At 43.3% G+C, this 19577-nt stretch carries 13 protein-coding genes and 1 tRNA gene; 3 read left to right on the top strand and 11 right to left on the bottom strand.

Annotation, left to right across the window (positions count from 1 at the left end; genetic code table 11):
• The first annotated feature begins 77 nt into the window (after positions 1–77).
• Positions 78–227 (top strand): SsrA-binding protein, encoded by a 150-nt coding sequence (locus LKX84_RS01435; protein ID WP_228235310.1) that lies wholly within the window; start codon positions 78–80, stop codon positions 225–227.
• Here the strand turns inward: LKX84_RS01435 and LKX84_RS01430 are convergent.
• A complete protein-coding gene (locus LKX84_RS01430; RefSeq protein WP_228235309.1) occupies positions 224–736 on the bottom strand; it encodes an adenine phosphoribosyltransferase in 513 nt (170 codons plus the stop codon). The two genes, LKX84_RS01435 and LKX84_RS01430, sit on opposite strands and share 4 nt — an antisense overlap.
• Before the next feature lie 63 nt (positions 737–799).
• On the opposite strand from LKX84_RS01430, the gene LKX84_RS01425 reads away from it, so the two are divergent.
• Positions 800–873, top strand: a tRNA-Arg gene (locus LKX84_RS01425).
• Positions 874–953: 80 nt separating this feature from the next.
• On the opposite strand, the gene LKX84_RS01420 is transcribed toward LKX84_RS01425, so the two are convergent.
• The 5 genes from LKX84_RS01420 to LKX84_RS01400 form a co-directional block, all read right to left on the bottom strand.
• Positions 954–1391, bottom strand: a complete 438-nt coding sequence (locus tag LKX84_RS01420; protein WP_228235307.1) for a DsrE family protein — start codon at positions 1389–1391, stop codon at positions 954–956.
• Positions 1392–1433: 42 nt separating this feature from the next.
• Complete coding sequence (locus LKX84_RS01415; protein WP_228235305.1) at positions 1434–3215, bottom strand: hypothetical protein; 1782 nt, start codon at positions 3213–3215, stop codon at positions 1434–1436.
• Positions 3216–3224: 9 nt separating this feature from the next.
• Positions 3225–4523, bottom strand: coding sequence for a DUF4249 domain-containing protein (locus tag LKX84_RS01410; RefSeq protein WP_228235297.1), 1299 nt, complete (start codon positions 4521–4523; stop codon positions 3225–3227).
• Between the two features lie 64 nt (positions 4524–4587).
• Positions 4588–5919 (bottom strand): DUF4249 domain-containing protein, encoded by a 1332-nt coding sequence (locus LKX84_RS01405; protein WP_228235295.1) that lies wholly within the window; start codon positions 5917–5919, stop codon positions 4588–4590.
• Positions 5919–8681, bottom strand: a complete 2763-nt coding sequence (locus tag LKX84_RS01400) for a TonB-dependent receptor (protein ID WP_228235293.1) — start codon at positions 8679–8681, stop codon at positions 5919–5921. The genes LKX84_RS01405 and LKX84_RS01400 overlap by 1 nt, the downstream gene beginning before the upstream one ends.
• A gap of 224 nt (positions 8682–8905) precedes the next feature.
• Between LKX84_RS01400 and LKX84_RS01395 the strand changes: the two genes are divergently transcribed.
• A complete protein-coding gene (locus tag LKX84_RS01395) occupies positions 8906–10513 on the top strand; it encodes an amidohydrolase family protein (RefSeq protein WP_228235291.1) in 1608 nt (535 codons plus the stop codon).
• A gap of 75 nt (positions 10514–10588) precedes the next feature.
• On the opposite strand, the gene LKX84_RS01390 is transcribed toward LKX84_RS01395, so the two are convergent.
• The 5 genes from LKX84_RS01390 to LKX84_RS01370 are packed head-to-tail and all read right to left on the bottom strand — an operon-like array spanning position 10589 to position 19384.
• Positions 10589–11914: a fibronectin type III domain-containing protein gene (locus tag LKX84_RS01390; RefSeq protein ID WP_228235289.1), complete on the bottom strand. Its 1326-nt coding sequence runs from the start codon at positions 11912–11914 to the stop codon at positions 10589–10591.
• Positions 11892–13463 carry an N-acyl-D-amino-acid deacylase family protein gene (locus LKX84_RS01385; RefSeq protein ID WP_228235280.1) on the bottom strand — a complete coding sequence of 524 codons (1572 nt, stop codon included), beginning with the start codon at positions 13461–13463 and terminating at the stop codon, positions 11892–11894. Before LKX84_RS01385 ends, LKX84_RS01390 begins: the two co-directional genes overlap by 23 nt.
• Positions 13464–13494: 31 nt before the next feature.
• Positions 13495–14658: a hypothetical protein gene (locus LKX84_RS01380; RefSeq protein WP_228235278.1), complete on the bottom strand. Its 1164-nt coding sequence runs from the start codon at positions 14656–14658 to the stop codon at positions 13495–13497.
• Positions 14659–14675: 17 nt separating this feature from the next.
• Positions 14676–16286, bottom strand: a complete 1611-nt coding sequence (locus tag LKX84_RS01375) for a SusD/RagB family nutrient-binding outer membrane lipoprotein (RefSeq protein ID WP_228235276.1) — start codon at positions 16284–16286, stop codon at positions 14676–14678.
• A 20-nt stretch (positions 16287–16306) separates the two neighbouring features.
• Positions 16307–19384, bottom strand: a complete 3078-nt coding sequence (locus tag LKX84_RS01370; RefSeq protein ID WP_228235272.1) for a SusC/RagA family TonB-linked outer membrane protein — start codon at positions 19382–19384, stop codon at positions 16307–16309.
• Positions 19385–19577: the final 193 nt, after the last annotated feature.

Raw genomic sequence — 19577 nt, 5'->3', positions numbered from 1 at the left:
GGATTATCGGAACCGGCGGACAGTGTTTGGGACCATTAGGATCATCCTGACTATATTTGTAGTCTAGTTTGGATACTATGCTCTACAAGACACTGGCTAAGATCAATAAGGCGATACTGCCTTCCTATTCCAAAAAGGGGTTGGACCTATCCAAGGCGACCAAAATGCAATTGGCCATTATAGGTTGGCGTTATTTTGTGACCACAAAGGCCTTGGACGAACGTTAATATTGCAGTAATGCCTTAATAGGGAAACCGTTCAGTTTTTCGGCTCCTTTCAAAAAGGTAAGCTCTATCAAAAAATTGCACTGTACCACTTCCCCACCTAATTTTTCTACCAATTTACAAACGGCACTGGCGGTTCCGCCGGTTGCCAAAACATCATCATGGACCAACACCTTTTCTCCCTTCTGGATGGCATCGGTATGCATTTCCAAGGTATCCTCACCATATTCCAAGGCGTAGGTTTCGGACAAGGTCTTAAAGGGGAGTTTGCCCGATTTGCGTACAGGAACGAAACCTGCGCCCAAACGTGTAGCCAATAGAGGCGCAAAAATGAAACCTCTACTATCTACCCCTACCACTTTATCGATCTTCATGTTAGAGGTTAATCCCAACAAAGCTTCGCCTGCTTTTTGGAACACCTGTGGATCTTTGAGCAAAGGCGTAATGTCCTTAAAAACAACACCAGGCTTTGGAAAGTCTTCTATATCACGAATGTATGAGGCAAAATCCATTTTTTTGTACGCTAAGGTTTTGTGATAAAGTTAAAAAGAAATATATTTGCAGCCCATTAAAAAGGCCTCGTGGCGCAACTGAATAGCGCATCTGATTACGGCTCAGAAGGTTGCAGGTTTGAATCCTGCCGAGGTCACAAGACATAAGTCACTAAAAAGTAGAAAACCTTGCCATTCCATGAATGTGCAAGGTTTTTTATTTTGTTGTATAAATTACTTAGTAAGATAGGCTGTTGTATCCATTGGCCTGCAACTGTAGCATCCGAATGGAAGCCGTTGGCACCGGAATCAATCCTTTGAACAATTGGTCCGCAGAAACATTCAATTTCTTCATGGCCATACTACAGACACTTACGCGAACTTTACCTTGATATTTTTCAAAAAAGGTTTCCAACTCGGATCCCTTGACCAATTCAGACACAATTTTACCCTTCACCACAATCTCGAAAGCCTCAATTTCCACACCATTTTCCACCAAGGTGTCATACATTCCCAAAACACCCCTAAAATGAAAATCATCGGTGACCCCAAAAGCATATTTTGGTGTTTTTTGCAGGTCCGACACGACGGAAGCATCCAACTTTTGCTGGGCGAAGGTCGTGGTGGTGATTCCTATCATCAAACTAAAAACGAGAACGCGAAAGGGATTTTTCATGATGTTATTTTTAATAATGGTTGAGTATATACCAAAGATAGGTTATTGACTTTCATCCCGTACCGAAATACTTTTATAAACGGTTATGGGCTTGCCATAGGTGGTAAATCCGTCCAAGATGACATCAAAATCCCCAGTAAGGTCCGAAGTGTAAAATCCGAACTCCAAAGTATCACCTTCCAGTTCCACATGGGGTTCCCAAAACAATAAGGAACGGTAATCCGGGATTTTTTGATATCCAGCATCGACACCATCATAATTTTGGCGATAATAGTTCTTCTTGGGCAAGGGTTTTCCGACAGGAACATTTATTCCAAATTCAGGCGCGTAAGTTTCGTAAAAATTGCCATCGAAGGTGGTGACCTCCATCATTCCCTGATAGTCCTTTCCCGAAAGCCTAAACTTGTCCCTGATCAAACTGATGGATTTGATCAAACGGGCATCAAAAGTTTTAATTCTTTCGTGGTTTGGAATAAAAACCCCATCTATCAATACAATGGCAGGGTATTGGTCATATTCCTTTTGGTACCCTTTCACATCTTGATTAATGTGGATATAATCTGCCCCTTTTCCATTGTTTCGGTATCCAACATAGCCCAATATTTCCACCAATGTTTCCTGTAACGTCGGGAAACGGGTATAATCATCCAAAGATATCACTTCGGGTATGGCGCCCCCAAAAGGATCTATGGGATCACCCAGCAATACGGAATCGGGTTTTACGGAAAAAAAATGGTTCTCTATCTGATTGTAAATGCTCCTTTCCTTAATGGCACTTACGTATTCCGGTTTTAGCCTAAAGTGGTCAAAAGTGACCCCTGAAACATTCAACTTGGGCACCGTGTCCAATTCCAATTCCAAACCCGGACTGTCTTCCATAAACTGTACAATTACTCTGGGCTCCTTATATTCTTCCCGAACATAGGTGTAGAAACTACCACTATTATCGGTTACTGTGGACTTGAGTATGAACTCATCCCCTGGAATGGACATTGCCAGGCTAACATCTTCCACAGGTTTTCCAGAAACCCTTTCCATAGCCTTTCCATAAAAAAGTTCCCCCCTTTGCTCAGGAAGAAACAAGCTATCGCCCACTTCTTTGTCTATCTGTTTGTCCACATTAAAATAAGCAGTTCCATATTCCATGGCATTCATGGCCGAAGCAGTTGGTATGGTTGCCTTTTTTTGAACTCTAACGGTGTAGTTGCCATTCCCTAACTGACCTTTATAATTTTTTACCGCTAAATGAATTTTCTCCCTTGTTCCATAGTTCTTCTTATCAAAGTGCAACTGGACTATGGAGCTATCACTGGGTTTTTCCATTTCTTTATTGGATATCCCGGTTTCCTCTCCTTGCGAATTGCCCTCCAAGAGCTTGCTTTGATCTACCTGATAGGGATTGATGACCACAATATCACCTTTAAAAACTTGCTGAACACCATTGTTCTTCATCCATTGGGTATATCCAAGGAGTTTGTAATTTCCCGAAGGGACATCGGTTTTGATAAAGAAATCTCCTTGGGACAGGCCTTTGTCCAACCTTATCTTTTGTTCCAAAATATATTTTCCTTCTTCGCTCACCAAAGCCACATACCCTACAACACTTATATTGGTAGGCCTACTGGTCTGCGCGTTGAAACAATAAAATGCATAGTGTAGATATTCCCCAGCAAATACTAAGGGACCTGTATGATGGACATACACCTTTTCTTGGGCAAGTTTTTTCAAGTCAATCAATTCGCCAACATCTTTGATAACATATTGGGACCTGACCGCCATGGTCGCCCCTATCAAGGCCAAAAATAAAATCAGTTGTTTTTTCATATTTGTTCTTTATTCAACCCAAAAATCTGGAACCACATTCTTCCCTAAATAGGTACAATCACCACATGGAGGTACTGTAAAGGCGTAGGGGCCAATACAAAAGGGAACAGGCACTATCCCATCATCATACGGTGCATAATACGTTATAAGACCTTGATCCACCCCTTCAACCACTGAAGGAGGGCAGTCACTTGCATCTCCCCCGCATGGAGGTGGCGGTTCAAGCGCGGAATACGGGCCACAATTATAAGGATATGGGGGAAGTTCTTCAGCAGGGAACAGGTCTGTAAAATTGAAGAACAAACGCCGCTCCGATACCGCTGTAGCCTCCACATATCCAAAAATTTCCTCGGTCGCCCCGTCCTTTCTATGCATATTGGCATATAGGGCGCCTGGCTGTATCTGTGAAAAAAGTCCTTCTGACTGTGAAAAACTCTTTAATATTTCGTAGTGGGAATAGGCCGCAGCAGATTGCACATGTTGTTTAACCAAAATGCTATACCTATGGGAAATAATATAGTTGTCTTTTCCAATAAAGCGCACCATCTGTTTAGAAACATTGATACCGGAATTACCCACTGTGCTGTTCTGTACAATACCATTGGATGTCACCGTATTATAGCAAACCTGATTCTGTACCTCACGGGGTACCACCTCAAGATCATAGGTGGGGGGACTGGAACAAGGAACATAATTGGTGAGCTTAAACTCCCAAGGTGACCAATAAGGCGCCACAATTTTATAGGTTTCATCATAGGTGTACCGATAGTATTTCGTTTCACCGGAATCTGGCTTACTATCTATATATATGGCCACACCGTCCACTCCCAATTCGCTTTTCGTTCGCTCTGCATAGATATTGGTAATATCCGAAGTCCCCGACACCGCAACATTGTCCGAAACGTAGGATACCCCAGAAGCCAAGGTCACTTCCAAGGTATAATCAGTCCCTTTTTGTAGAGCAAAGGGTTCATCTGAATAATAGCTTCCCTCACGGCCCTCGGTAAAATTAAAGTCCTGGCCATTGCTTCCAAGGACCCTTACCATGGCTCCAGATTCTACATTGACCGAATCGTAGGGCCTTATGCCTATTGGGATATTACGGTCAAAAATGGTGTCCGTTTCCAAATCCAACCTACTATCCGTTCTACTCAGGAACACCTCTTGGGTCTTCAGTTCATTGGTAAGCACAGCTTCCACCACGAGCATTCTGTTAGCACCATCATCGGCCAAAGTCTCTATATCCAATTCATCCAAGCAGGCACTCATTACCGTAACCATCATTAGCCCCAGGACAAATCTGTACATTACACTTCGTAATCCTATCTCTACTTTGGCGAATGTCATTATTGTTTCAATCCGTTAATCATTCTTATTCTTCCCAAAATTCCGGAACCACATTGGCACCCAACAAGGTGCAATCCCCACAAACCCGTGTAACAAAAACATAAGGGCCTGGGCAGGAACTGTTCGGCACAAGTGATTCGCTATACGGCGCATAATAGCTTATGAGTCCTTGGTCCACTCTTTCAATAACCGACGGAGGGCAATCCTCTGGTAGGCCCTCGCCTGCATAACAATATGACAGATGGGACTCGCGAGCGGTTTCAAGGCCACAACCATATGGGTATGGTGGAAGTTCCTCTCCCGGGAACAAATCCTCAAAATTGAAGAACAAGCGCTTCTCGGTAACACCCACAGCTTCCACATATCCCAATACATTCTCATCCTTGCCATCCTTTCGACTTACATTGGCATATAGGGCACCGGGCTGTACCTGTGAAAAAATATCCTCGGATTGCGATAAACTCTTCAATGTTTCATAATAGGAATAGGCATCGGCCGATTGCACCAATTGCTTTACCAGGATACTATATCTGTGTGAAATGATAAAATTGTCCCTACCAATAAACCGAACCATCTGTTTGGAGACCTTAGAGCCCGGATTTCCGGCAGTACTTGCCAATTCTATAGTATTGGAGGATACCGTATTATAGCAAACTTGATTCTGGACTTCCCTAGGAACGATTTCCAAATCATAGGTGGGTTCTGGTAGCGCACATGGATCGTAATTGGTTAGTTTGAAATCGACAGGGCTCCACATCGGTGCCACAATCTTATAGGTTTCATCGTATGTATACCTATAATATTCCGAAGCGCCCAGCCCAGGCTCACTGTCGATATAGATGGCCACACCATCTACACCACTATTGCTTGTGGCTCTTTCTGCATACACATTAGTGATTTCCGAGGTACCTTTTACCCCTACTTTTTCAGAGGTATAAGTCGTTCCTGAATTGGTCGTTATTTCCAAAGAGTAGTCCACACCCATCTCAAGGGCAAAAGGGGCATTGGAAAAATAGCTACCCCCTTGACCTTCAGTGAAAACAAATTCCGTACCGTTACCCCCCAATACCTTTACCGAGGCCCCTGTCTCAACCACCACGGAATCATATGCCCGGGTACCCACAGGAATATATTTATTATAGGTTGTATCGGTTTCCAAATCCAATCGGTCATCACTCCTACTCAAATACACTGCTTGGGTCTTCATCTCGTTGGTGAACACAGCCTCCACAACGAGCATCCCATCAGCATCGTCCCCTCCAAGGGTTTCAATGTCCAGCTCATCAATACAAGCTCCCAAAGCCGTTAAAAGGGTAAGACCGAAAATTATTCTATATATGGTTCTCCTTGCTTTCATCAGAACTTGAAATTGTAGGTTATGGAAGGAATTGGCACACCAAAAATGGAACTTTGCAATGCTTTGACCTCCCCATCTTCAGTTACAAAAAATACAGAATAAGGGTTGTTTCTGCCCAGCACATTGTATACCTGTATGGTGACAAAACTGTGGGCCAATTTGTTCTTTTTGTGATTGCCTTCAATGTTCACTCCCAAATCTAATCGGTAGTAATCAGGAATCCGATACTTGTTCCGATCACTAAAAATGACATAGTCTGCATTATTGAATCGGTAGGTTCCCACAGGATAGGTAATAGGTCTTCCGGTTTGATAGGCAAAGTTCATGGAAAAGCTGAACCTCCTTGTCAATTTGTAGTTGGCAATCAAGCTTACATCATGGGGTTTATCAAAATTGGATGGGAAAAATTTCCCATCGTTGATGCGCTCCTCAGGGTATTCCCCATCAAATTTGTACAATGACCTGGAATAGGTGTAACTGAGCCACCCATTGAAATCTCCTTTGTTCTTCTTCAACAAAAATTCCACTCCATAAGCTTTTCCCTCCCCTTGCAATACTTCTGTCTCCACATTCTCGTTCAACAATAGATCGGCCCCGGTCTTAAAGTCGAGCACATCATCCATCATCTTATAATACCCTTCTAGGCTTAGCTCGAACATATTGTCCTGAAAGTTTTTATAGAATCCCAAAGTGGCCTGATACCCTTTTTGAGGTTTTATGTTCAAATCCGATAATTTCCAGGTATCAATCGGGGAAACTGTTGTATTGTTAGAAAGGGTATGGATAAATTGGTAGGAGTTGTTGAAACTTGCCTTGACCGAAAAATCAGGTGCCAACAGATATCGTGCAGAAATACGTGCTTCTGGTCCACCGTACATTTTGATGAACTCGCCACTGTCATAACTGACCGTATCCCGCACGGTGGCCTCATTGCGCGGAGCCCCTTCTTGATAGGTGTTCTGGGTTGCCTTGCCCATGGCGGAATAGAACATATACCTGGCCCCCAAACTCAACAATAATTTATCGGAAACCTTAAACTCATCCCCAAGGAAAAGTGCTCCCTCCAATGCCTGCTCTTGATCAATATCAATAGGTGCCACATTGGAATCGCCCTGAGGGGCAATGCCCCCTGGATTTACGGAATAGTATTTGGCCGAAAGACCATAATCCAAGGCATGGTCATCATTCAAACGGGTTCTCAGTTTGTATTTTAGTTCCGATTCGTTGATGGCATAATCCAGTTCAAAATCATTGTTACCCTCACTTTCGTAATCGATCCCAAAATTATAATCGCTGTTACCCGCTGTAAGTACCCCACTACTCTTATCGCTTAACCGATGTGTCCAACGTAGCGAAAACAATCGGTTACTATAATTGTAAAGTGAATCTGAGGTGATACTGAACTTATCCTTACTATAATAGGCAGTTGCCCGCACTTCGCTGTTTTCATTGAATCGATGATGATATTTTACAATTCCATCAAAAAAGGAAGCTTCACTATTGCTCAAAGATTCATCATCCAAGGAGCGCAAAATCCAATCGGCATATGCTCCCCTTGCCCCAACCACCAATGAGGACACCTCTTTTTTTAAGGGGATTTCCAAAGCCAAATTGCCGGTAACAGGACCTATGGAGCCTTCTCCTGATATTTTTTCCACATTCCCGTTTTTGGTCTCAATGTCGAATACGGAAGAAAGTCGACCCCCGAATTCCACAGGTGCTGCTCCTTTATAAATGTTGACCTTTTCTGTAGTAAAAGGGTTCAAGGCCTGAAAAATACCGAAGAAATGGGTCGGATTGTAAATTACCGCATCATCCAACAACACAAGGTTTTGGTCCGTTTTACCACCCCGCACATTGAGTCCGGACGCTCCTTCGCCAGCCGATGAAATGCCAGGTAGTGCCTTGGCCACTTCCAAAATATTGCGCTCCCCCAATACCAAGGGAATGTTCTTAGATTCTTCTGATTCAATTTCTTCGCTACTGGTTATGGCCTCTTCCACATTGCTAACGGCATCCGCCTCGACGATTACCTCATCCAATTGTTCCAGGCTTTCTCCCAAATTAAGGTTCAATATACCATCGTTATACATGATCACCTCTCTTTCAGAATCCTTGATTCCCATGGCGCTGGTTGTGATCACGTTATAACCTGCAGGTAACTCCAAAGTATAATTTCCTGCTTCATTGGTAACGGCCACAATACCCTTGCCCTTGACCCTAATGGCCAAATCTGGAATGGGCTCCCCTGTTCTGTTGTTGACCACCCTTCCTGATAAGGTATAGGTTTCCCTTAAATTTTGTTCATCGGCCCTGCCAATGCGAACCAGTGGCAATTTGTCCGTACCCTGGGTCTTCGTTTCTGCATAAAAGGTAGGCGGAGGGATATTTTTCGCCACAATATTGTTCGTTTTCGAAGTCAAACTATCCCGTGAACCTAAGAAAGCCGTGGGCAATTCGTCATAAATGATTCCATTCTGAAGAAGGAAAATGCGTTTCTCCCCTTCCAGAGTATAGTAGTTGAGGTTGGTATCGGCAAAAAGTTCATCCAACACCTCGGTTATTGTAGAGCCGGAATACGCTTTATTGACATCGATATTTTCTATCCATTCCTTCAAATAAAAAAAGGAATACCCTGATTGTTTCTCCAATTCAGCGAAAAACTCGGCAGGAGTCCGTTCAGCATCTGTTAAGACGATACGGTTATCTTGGGCGGATACGAGTGAAGACCATAAGATGAGCAACGCAAAACTTATCCCCACTTTTAAAAAATGAAAGTGATTGTAGCAAGAATTCAATGGTTAGCAATGTTTTAGTTGACAACAATTTAACAAAAAACATTCAGGTTGGTTAAATTAGCATATCAATAAATACCAGAAGCTTGGCATTTATTGATTTAAGCTTAATTTTTAACAATCCTAAACGGAATGGTTCAAAAAGAAAGCATTAACATTATTGAATTAATAATCAACCTTACCACCCACCCATGAAAAAAATCAAAACTCAATTCTTATTGGGCTTCTTTGTCCTGTTTTACCTCGTTGCACAAGCACAAGTTGAAAAAGCCCCTGCCCGTACCGAAGGCGAAGGACCTTGGTCACAACTCATTATTAGAGGTGTCACTGTAATCGATGGCACCCTTTCCCCACCTATTGGCCCAATCGATATTGTTGTGGAAAACAACCGAATTGCTTCTGTGGAAGTAGTAGGGTTTCCAGGGATGGACATTAACCCTGAAAGACGACCCAAATTGAAACCAGGTGGCAAGGAACTCAATGCAGAGGGGATGTATCTCTTACCAGGATTTGTGGATACCCATGCCCATATTGGTGGCGGCACCCAAGGCACCCCTGCAGAGTATGTTTTCAAACTTTGGATGGCCCATGGAATCACAACCATTTGCGATCCAGGTTGCGGAAATGGAATTGATTGGGTATTGGATCAAAAGAAGAAAAGTGAAAAGAATGAAATTACGGCACCACGTATAAAAGCCTTTAATTGGTTTGGCAACAGTTTGAATGGGGAACGCGGTAGAGGTGACATCACTTCTCCCGAGGCAGCCCGTGAATGGGTGCGTGAAAATGCCAAAAAAGGGGCGGATGGCATCAAGTTTGGTGGTGGACTGCCCGAAGTGATGCAAGCTGCCTTGGAAGAGAACAAAAAATTGGGACTTCGTTCCAAAACCCATCATGCCCAATTGTATGTTGGAAGATGGAATGTTTTGAACAGTGCCCGAGCTGGTTTAACCTCAATGGAGCACTGGTATGGGTTACCAGAGGCCATGTTCGATGATAGAACGGTACAGAACTATTCTTTGGACTACAACTATCAGAATGAGCAGGATCGTTTTGGGGAGGCCGGACAACTTTGGGCCCAAGCTGCCGAACCCTATTCCAAAAAATGGAACGAGGTGATGGACGAGCTTATTTCTCTTGATTTCTCCATATCACCTACCATGGTCATTTATGAGGCCAACCGCGACCTGCAACGTGCCCGTAGAGCAGAATGGCATGAAACTTACACTTTGCCAACGCTTTGGGATTTTTACGCACCAAGCCGACAATCCCATGGTTCGTACTGGCATTTTTGGGGAACGGAACAGGAAATTGCCTGGAAGGAAAACTACAAGCTTTGGATGACCTTTTTGAACGAGTACAAAAACCGTGGAGGACGTGTCACAGTCGGTACCGATGCAGGATTTATCTATCAACTTTATGGTTTTGCCTACCCTAGGGAAATGGAACTATTGCGGGAGGCTGGTTTCCATCCGTTGGAAGTGATCAAGGCCGCTACCCTGAACGGAGCCGAGTCTTTGGGTATGGGAGATCAAATCGGAACTATAAAAGTGGGTAAATTGGCCGATTTTGTAATTCTTGAGGAAAATCCACTGGAGAATTTAAAAGTATTGTATGGCACAGGAGCCATAAAACTGCAGGAGGATAATACCGTGGAACGGGTAGGAGGCGTAAAATATACCATTAAAGATGGCATTATTTACGATGCCAAGAAATTGTTGGAGGACGTTAAAAAAATTGTAGATGAGGCAAAAGCCAAATCAAATTACAAGATCCTACAACCTGGAATGAAGGGATAAATTGAAAGTTTTAAAGCCTTCAAAAAAATGAACTGTAAAAAAGCCGCAGCGCATAATTGCACCGCGGCTTTTATATTAGAATACCTTACCTAAAGCATTACTTACCTTTTGCCATCCTGTTTTACTGGAACGTAGTTTGGAACTTTCCTGTTCAATATGCACAAATCTACCCGTAACATTGGTAGCCTCTACATTACACGGGTTTGGCGACCCATTGATAAAACGTCCCTGTGTATTATCAAGAGCAGCATACCGCGTCCAATTGATATCTATATGAGGAATTTTAAAGGTTAAGGAGTTATCCTCTTCCAACAGCGCATTTTTAATCAGGGAAACGTAGTCCTTGGCCGGGGTTTTATTGGTTCCATTGCTAATTATCACATAAGGATCGGTGGCTTCTTTTGAAAATCCATGAAGCTGCACAAAGACACTGCCCGGTAATTCATCATACATAATTTCCGTTGTTCTCTGGAATGTCGAGTAAATATTGTGCGGTACATCCGAAACGCGATATGGGGCGTAATTGGAACTACATGCCCTAGTAGTCCCGGAACAGTCTGTAGGCTCCTCCCTATTGCACCGGTGAGCGCCGCTGATGAAAAGTGCTTTTGCCACATTTTGTCTAAATACGTAAGCCGCCTGATATCCCGTATTCTGATCATGAAGTATGTGAGGTGCGGCCAAAACCAAATTCTGTTTTTTAGGGGTTTTACTAAAAACAAAGGTTCCCCAATAATTCGTCCTGATGCTGAACTCCTTCAAAATATAGTATACCTGATTTGGTGTAGATTCAGTATCCGTAAATTCAACCAGTTGATAGTTTACATACACCGCTTGGGCCACGGCTTCTTCGATATTGTTGTCCAAAATAGCCTGTATAATTAGCCCCCATTGATCCAAATCATTATCAGTGGGCACTTTATAATTATTGCCAGAAACACCAGGCACCGCATCCATCAAAGCGCCTAAATAAACCTCCAGATTACCGGAATCATATTGCAGTTCGGCTGTCAGTAGATCCATGGTGGAGACCTCAAAGGGATCACTCAATTCCGATGCGTTGCCAGCAGTATCATTGGCCTGTATCTGATAGGTGTACTTGTGACCAGGCTTTAAATCGTCCAAATAGTAGGAAGCCTTACCTGAACCTACTAAGAACTGGTTGTCCTGATACAGCCAATAGTTCTTCACCTTTACATTATCCGTGGAGGGTTCCCAAGTCAGGTCCAAAGAACGCTGGGTGATATTGGTTGCTGTTAATCCCGTTGGTTTTGATGGTGATTCGGCATCCACTTCCGGCACTTGGCTTTCATCATTATTGGAGGAACAGGAAATGGCTGCCATAGCCATGAACCATACATATGTTTTCAATAGGTTTTTAAAATTGGGATTTGTTTTCATAATCATTCTTTTTTAAAATTCTTCCATTCAAATTTTCAGTGAAAGTTCCATTATCAATGGTCATTTTTCCGTTGATGATGCTGAACTTCAATCCCTCGGATAACTGAAAGGCATCTTCATAATCTGCCTTGTCGCCGAAGGTTTCCGGGTCAAAAATGATGATATCGGCATAGTTGCCCAAAACAAGGGATCCACGTTTTTTTATCCGAAATATTTGGGCTGTTTTTGAGGAGCTTCGATTAATGAAATCAGCCAATTTGATAGCCCCGCCCTTCACATAATATTTATATTTTCTGGGAAAAGTGCCATATTTTCTTGGGTGTCCCGTGTTTCCATCGGAAGCAGTGACTACCCATTCCTGTTTCATGAAATTTTCCACATCATAGGGATCCATACTGAAAGAGGCCACCCTTGCATATCCTTTTTTTAGGACTTCAAAAACGGTTTCATTGGGCGGCAATCCCATGGACTCGGAGAGTTCCTTTATTGTTTTTCCCACAAAATCCTTTTGTCCTGCATTGACAATCAATAATTTTTCAGGACCTCCCCTCAGTTCGATATTTTGTTGCGTCTCATCCAATATCCATGACCTCTGATTGGCATCTTCATATCGAATGAACAGGGAATCCTTTCCCCCACTTTCTGCCCATCGAGGCACAACGGCCGCCTGCAATCCAGTGGCACTTGCCAAATAGGGATATTGACTTGCGGTTACTTCCAATCCACTCTTGATGGCATTGTCGATAATTTGGATAATGGAATCACTCTGTTTCCAGACCTTTTTCCCTAAACATTTGATGTGGGATATGTGTACGGACATCCCAGACTCCTTGCCTATTTCAATGGCTTCCTTCACTGATGTTGCCAATCCAATGGAATAGGTTCCTTCATCTCGTAAATGGGTGTCATAAATACCGTGGAAGGTGGCCACCACCTTACCCAACTCGATTATTTCCTCGGTTGTGGCATAACTTCCCGGCGCATAAAAAAGTCCAGTGGACATCCCAAATGCGCCAGATTGCATCTCCTGTTGTAGCAATGCTTTCATTCGTTCCAATTCATCATGGTTGGGTTGCCTGTCCACTTTTCCGATTACCTGTTCCCGAATGGTACCTTGCCCCACCAAGAAAACCACATTGGTTCCAATGCCATGCTCCCTATACAAGTTTGCATATTTTGAAATTGGATAAGGACTGCTACCATCATTACCAACAACCACGGTTGTTATTCCTTGATACAGAAAAGGTTTATTATGGGATTCTTTTGAATTTTTCAAATCCCTATCGGCATGGGTATGTGGGTCGATGAATCCAGGTGCAACGATCAATCCCGTGGCATCAATTATAGTTTTTGCTGAAAATTTTACCTCATCTTGGTTTCCGATATAAGCAATGGTATCTTCTTTTATGGCAATGGACACCAATTGTGGATCCTTGTTCAGTCCATCGTATACCATACCATTTTTGATCAGGATATCCATTTCCTCATCCTTGGGTTTACATCCTCCCAAACAAACCGTTGCAATCAATATTAGTATTGGTATTTTCATTTTTATGAATCCACAATTTTGCGGATTTAAGCTATTGCTCTTCTTGAGCCTCATAGATAATGATGTTGTCCAAATCGAAGGATTCCGGGGTGGCACCTGATTGAATCTGGATGACCAGCTGATAGGAACGTATCCCCTTTTGGTAGCCACTATCAATTTTTAGCCACTGACCAGCAGTGTTTTCTGTTTCGTTACTGAAAATGCTGGCTAGTTCCAAAACCCCTTCTTCCTCGTCGGTGGTAATATTGGCATAGGCATGTAGTCCATCCAATTCTTCCCAACCAGTAATCCCAAAAAAGATTTCAAAAGAAACTCCAGAATTTTCTTGTCCTGCTGGCACATGTACTGTATCAAAGGTGATTCTTATGGCTCCATCGGCATCCTCGGAATGGAACCCTTGAACCCCATCAGGATATGCCTCATAATCTTCCAGTAGTGAAAACACCCCGATCCGTTCTTCCGAAAAACCTAAACTGTTATCACTTATATTGGTAATTGAGATGTATTCGGAATCAAATCCCAGTTCATCTTCCTTACCCGTTCCCTTTGCCACATAATCCACAAAAGGTGGGTTTTCACCATTCACAAGATCAATCGTTTCATCATTACCCCCATTCCGTATATAAACGGCATCTTCCAAACCGATGGGAACCTCTTCAAATGAGGTTCCCCTGATTTTCACTCCCTCAGGTTGAAAAAAAGTAAAGGAAAAATCCATGGCGTTGTAATGACCAGGAAATTTCAACCGATCGGTAGTATTACCGCCCTGATTGATATTGTTAACGTCATAATTTGGGGACCGGCCATCGAACACTCCCGTAGGAGTAGTCACCACGGCCGTAAAGGTGATTTTGTCGTTCAGGTCAACGTCATCAATGGTCAACCCAAATTTTGCAAGGATCTCAGGAATGGTAAATGAAATAGTAGCCGGAAAGGAACTGATATCCACCAAGGTTTCTGTTTCCAAATCCCCAAAAGCAGCTTTTAAGGTATAATTGGTTGCATTTTCGTTGGAATCATAGAGGGTTCCTGTGAACGATTCCGTGTCTAGTTTCAAAATATTAAAACTTAAATCAGGCTCCTCAGTAAAAGCCACATACCCCCCCTGAAAAGTAATATCCTGCAGTGTATTGTATTCGTTTGTACAGCCCAAGGCCAATACCAAACCGATAATGATTTTCAAATTCTTCTTCATGGTCATAACTTTTCAGATCATTTAATGAAACCTTCGGGATTGGTGTCCCAAAAGACACGCTCCGTATTTTTCTTTTGTTTTATGAAAGGGTTTACTTCCACCTCATCTGCAGAATAAGGAAAACTTCTGGGGAAAGTGGGGTTGTTATCATCGATGGGTACTTCAATATTGGAAGGATAACCCGTACGCCTGTAAAAGTTGTAGGCCTCAATAGAATTCCCGAATGCTGCCAGATAATATTCGGTAATGATGATGTCCAATCTTTCCTCATCCGACGCGGCATTGGCATAATTGGTCATTACTTCTTCCACATAGGCATCCACACTCTCGTCTGTAGCCAAAAAATCCGATTTGATATCTTCAAAAGTCAAAACCTTATGCATGGAAGCGCGAATGGCCTGTTCCAAAAGTTCGGCCGGATCGCCGTTGGTTCCAAGGGTCAATGCAGATTCAGCGGATAAAAACTTGACAAAGGATGTAGTAAGTAAAGGAAGGATTCCTGTCCCATTTAAATTGGTACTCTTTGATGCCGTAACAAATTGATCGTCGTCAAAAGCGCCACCTGCTGGATATAGCCCATACACTGTTCTTTCCTTGTTGTCGCCGTAACCTGTGCGGCTCTCCCCGTGATCTAACCCCCTGTAATACTCCCCCAGATAGCAATACACCACATTGGGTTCATCCATACAGGTGTTGTAGGGAATAATCAATGGATCGGCAGCTGCCTGTCGGTACAAGTAATATCGAATTCGGGGATCTTTTTGGCTTTTGGAGTCTTTCAACATGTACATAAAATAGTTGCCCATGTACTGACCGAAATCGCTCACATATCCTCTTTGGAAATAGGGATGCCTGCTTTCGGGTTCCACCACGTTGGCATAGGTATATTGAAAATCTTCTTCTTCGGTGTCTATCAAATTTCCTTCTAAAAGCGCATTGATCTCTGCAACCGGATTGGCATTACCTATAGATGAGCTGCTCAAGCGAGTCTGGACCAAAATCCTCAGTTTTAATGACTGGGCAAAGGCAATCCACTTGTCCCTGTCACTATCGTAAAATAGGTCCGTGGAAAATTTGAAAGTAGATGCTTCAATATCCAAAATGGCTTGGTCTATGTCCTCCAAAACGCTCATGTAAACATCTTCCCCATCATCCAATCGTGCGTTGGGAAATTCAGATGGATTCACCGCTTGGAAATAGGGTATCTTCCCCACATAATCCACCATGGTGATGGTCATATACCCTACCAACAACTTATTGATGGCGTTATGGAGCAACAGCGTTTCGTCCCCTTCGGCAAGTTCGGAAATGGTCCTGGAATTGTTCAATGCTTCAAAATACCCTTCCCATTCCTTGCTGGTACTGCCATCCAGCACATCCACTGAAACAATGGAAGGGTAAGTATCCGTCATGGCCTCGTAGCGCATAACATCATCGGTATTCACGATCATGTTGCCCATAAAATGCTGGAATCGATACTGAATCTCATTCAACAGATATTCCGGGTCGGCACTTTCGGGAGTCAAATAATTTGGATTCTCCTGCAAATCAAAGTTGGAAACCTCGCACCCAAAAACCAAAAGGGACACGCAAGCCATTTTTCCTATATATTTTCCTGTTCTATGCATTTTTTAATCTTTTGATTGGGTTAAAATGTTACCGACACGCCAAAGGCAATCCTTTTGGTAGATGGCACAGTGCTATCTCCTTCCCAGCCATCACTTTCCGGGTCATAATTCACATACTTTGGAAAATTGGGAGCCCTGTACCAAAGGTTTCTTCCTGACAGGGTAATGTCCATTTTCTTAAAAGGCAGTTTTTGACCTTTAATGGGTTTTAAGGTATACCCAAGGGAAACTTCCCTCAATCTGAAAATGGAGGTATCCCACATGCCAAGGTCATTTGCATTGTAATAATTGGAAAACCCCACCCTACTGGCATTCAATTGAATGGTATTTGGGATTTGATCTCCATTGGCATCGAGCAAGATTTCACCAGTATCATCATCGGCCAAATATCCAGGAATGATAAAGGTCCCTTCCCTGTTCTCGGTCTCTTTGGCGGAGCCGCGCTGCAGCATATTTACCACACTGCTAGAATAAATTTCTCCACCATGGGTATACTCCATCTGGGCGGAAAGATAAAAGTCCTTATATCCAAAAGTGTTGATGGTCGTTAGTTTCCAATCGGGGTTGGGATCACCTATAACTTTAGTGTCCAACCCAACATCATCACTTGTGATAACCTCCCCTACCCGGGTTGAGGAACCATTACCGCTGATCAACAAGTTTCCTTCCTCATCCCGAAGTGCATAATCCCCCTTGATGACCCCAAAGGGTTGCCCTTCCACAGCATATCGGTCCTCGGTGATAAAAATATCGGCACCTGTTGGGGTAGTCTGCACGACCAAGGACTCATCGGCGGTAAAAATATTCCTAAGGTTCCATCTAAAATTATGACCCTTAAAAATATCCACGCCCAAGTCCACCTCAACACCTTCGTTATCTATTCTTCCCAAATTGATGTACTGATCATCATATCCCGAAGAAGGCGCCAAACGGGATTCCACTATTTGGTCTTTGGAAACCCGCATGTAGGCCGATGCTTCAAGAGTGACCCGATTATGGAAAAGCTTGGCCTCCATACCAACTTCCACTTCTTTGTGCAACTCAGGTTTTAAATTGAGGTTGGCATAACGGGTACTGTATCGGTTGGTGACGGGATACACACCATCCTCGGCAGCAAATCGTAAGGGATCGATGACCAAGGTGCTTCGGGTGCGGTAAGGTGGTGGATATCCAGAAGAGGTAGCATAGGCATACCTGAATTTCAAATAATTGATGGTTTCCCCTCCAAATTTCAATGCGGAGGTAGGAATAAAGGAAAACGAAGCCCCTGGGTAGAACAAGGTCCGGTTGGCGACTTCTACGGTACTGCCCCAATCATTTCTTCCAGAAAAAGTGGCATAGAAATAGTTTTTGTAAGCAAATTGTAACTGCCCGAACGCACCCGCTAAGTTTTCTTCCGATGTGCCATAATCGGCTTCGGTAGTAGTGTAGTTGGTCGGTCTTAAAAATCCGTAAACAATTTGTCCGTCAGAGTTGGAAGAATTCCCTGCATATCGGGTCAATTGGGAGTTGATGCCGAGTTGTGCATCCAAATTGAGGTTTTTGATGACATCCTGGTTAAAATTGAACATCAACGTTTGGTTTACCACTACTTCCTTGCTATCCCCAATGTTCAAATATCCATACAGATAATCCCCGTCATACCCACCCTTGTTGGAATAATCAAAACCGGAATAGGTTTCACTATCAAAACCAACCCGATAGGTTACGTTCAAGGGATTGGCCAACTGATAATCGGCCGTGAAATTTCCGAAAACCCTCACCTTGTCGTCATAATTGCCAGAGTTGTGCAAGATCCAAAGGGGATTGGTAGCATTTCTATAGTATACGGAACCACCTGTCAACGGATTTTGGTATGGCAATTCCGTTAAATCAATCCATCTGGGTAAATGGTAGACCGTACTAAAAATATCCTCATCGTTCACCAGGTTTACTTTTCGGGTAGAGTACCCCAAATTGGCCGATAGGTTGAGTTTCTCCATCAATTGGACCTTGCCCCCAACAGAAAGGTTAAAGCGCTTTAGGTCGTTATTCGCAATGATGCCCTGCTCATCGGTATACCCTGCGGATAGATTGAGCCCTAATTTTTCACGAGTGGTTGCCAAGGTGAGGGAGTGTGTTGTTCCCATTCCCAACCTGAAAATATTCCTAACATTTTTAGGTTTGGCTGCAATTTTTATGGTTTTATCCGCATACTCCGGAAAGATATCCGCCATGGTTGCATACGGATGTGGCACTTCTCCCAAAGTAGAAAAAGCCGGCCCAAAGTTGGAGATTATAGTTTGGTTGAATTCGATGCCCTCCGTACCATTCGAATAGGTGTTCTGAAACTCCGGCAATTGGGATACCGTATTGGTGTACACGGTAGAGGAATAGGTAACAGATGTACTGGCATCACCTGTTCTGGCCGAACCACTTTTGGTCTGAATCAAAATGACGCCGTTGCGTCCCTCGCTTCCATACAACACTGCAGCATTGAATCCCTTTAGAATACTAATACTTTCAATATCGTTGGGATCAATATCACGTAACAATCCGTTGAATGGAATGTTGTTGACAACGATCAATGGTGCGTTGGAACCGGTAAGGGAAACGGTACCCCTGATCCGGATGGTAGATGAGGAGCCCGTTTGCCCATCGGCCGGTGTTATGGAAACCCCTGCCACTTTACCTTGTAGGGTTCGGGCCAAATCTGCTTCGGGCCGTTTTTCCACTTCTTCGGATTGCACATTGGCAATGGCATACCCCAAAGCTTTCTTTGATTTTTTAATCCCCTGTGCCGTTACCACTACTTCTTGAAGTGATTGGGTACTTTCTTCCAAAATCACTTGTAAAACAGATTGCTGACCTATAATAATCTCTTTGGCCTGGTAACCTATATAACTAAAAACCAAAGTATCATTCCCATCTTGAAGGGTAATGGAGAAATTGCCATCAAAATCGGTGGTGACCCCCACATTGGTTCCTTTGAGCAAAACCGTTGCTCCGGGCAGCGGTCCATTAACATCCCCAACAGTTCCTGTTATTTGTCTTTGACCATACACCATCCCTATGAAAAGGAACAACATGGATGAACATAAGAATCGGGTTTTCAGCATAATCAATTTCGTTTAAGTGTTCTTGGGTAAGATTTGAAGTATTGTGGACCTAAATGGGCCTAGCCTATTTTCTTAACCATCCAGGGGTGTCGACGATTAAGATGCCTTGACTTTTTGGGAATATTGGAATTGGGATAACTGGATAGGGCTGAATCACTTTTACCATCCCGTAACAATTCATAAGAATTCGCTT

It is taken from the genome of Allomuricauda sp. M10 (assembly GCF_020782875.1).
Lineage (GTDB): Bacteria > Bacteroidota > Bacteroidia > Flavobacteriales > Flavobacteriaceae > Flagellimonas.
Note: the sequence above shows the minus strand (reverse complement) of the source record. Positions and strands in the feature narration are given on the sequence as shown.

Excerpts from the sequence above, each read along its gene's own strand:
- LKX84_RS01435 (WP_228235310.1), top strand. The coding sequence starts at position 78 with ATGCTCTACAAGACACTGGCTAAGATCAATAAGGCGATACTGCCTTCC.
- LKX84_RS01430 (WP_228235309.1), bottom strand. The coding sequence starts at position 736 with ATGGATTTTGCCTCATACATTCGTGATATAGAAGACTTTCCAAAGCCT.
- LKX84_RS01420 (WP_228235307.1), bottom strand. The coding sequence starts at position 1,391 with ATGAAAAATCCCTTTCGCGTTCTCGTTTTTAGTTTGATGATAGGAATC.
- LKX84_RS01415 (WP_228235305.1), bottom strand. The coding sequence starts at position 3,215 with ATGAAAAAACAACTGATTTTATTTTTGGCCTTGATAGGGGCGACCATG.
- LKX84_RS01410 (WP_228235297.1), bottom strand. The coding sequence starts at position 4,523 with ATGTACAGATTTGTCCTGGGGCTAATGATGGTTACGGTAATGAGTGCC.
- LKX84_RS01405 (WP_228235295.1), bottom strand. The coding sequence starts at position 5,919 with ATGAAAGCAAGGAGAACCATATATAGAATAATTTTCGGTCTTACCCTT.
- LKX84_RS01395 (WP_228235291.1), top strand. The coding sequence starts at position 8,906 with ATGAAAAAAATCAAAACTCAATTCTTATTGGGCTTCTTTGTCCTGTTT.
- LKX84_RS01390 (WP_228235289.1), bottom strand. The coding sequence starts at position 11,914 with ATGAAAACAAATCCCAATTTTAAAAACCTATTGAAAACATATGTATGG.
- LKX84_RS01385 (WP_228235280.1), bottom strand. The coding sequence starts at position 13,463 with ATGAAAATACCAATACTAATATTGATTGCAACGGTTTGTTTGGGAGGA.
- LKX84_RS01380 (WP_228235278.1), bottom strand. The coding sequence starts at position 14,658 with ATGAAGAAGAATTTGAAAATCATTATCGGTTTGGTATTGGCCTTGGGC.
- LKX84_RS01375 (WP_228235276.1), bottom strand. The coding sequence starts at position 16,286 with ATGCATAGAACAGGAAAATATATAGGAAAAATGGCTTGCGTGTCCCTT.
- LKX84_RS01370 (WP_228235272.1), bottom strand. The coding sequence starts at position 19,384 with ATGCTGAAAACCCGATTCTTATGTTCATCCATGTTGTTCCTTTTCATA.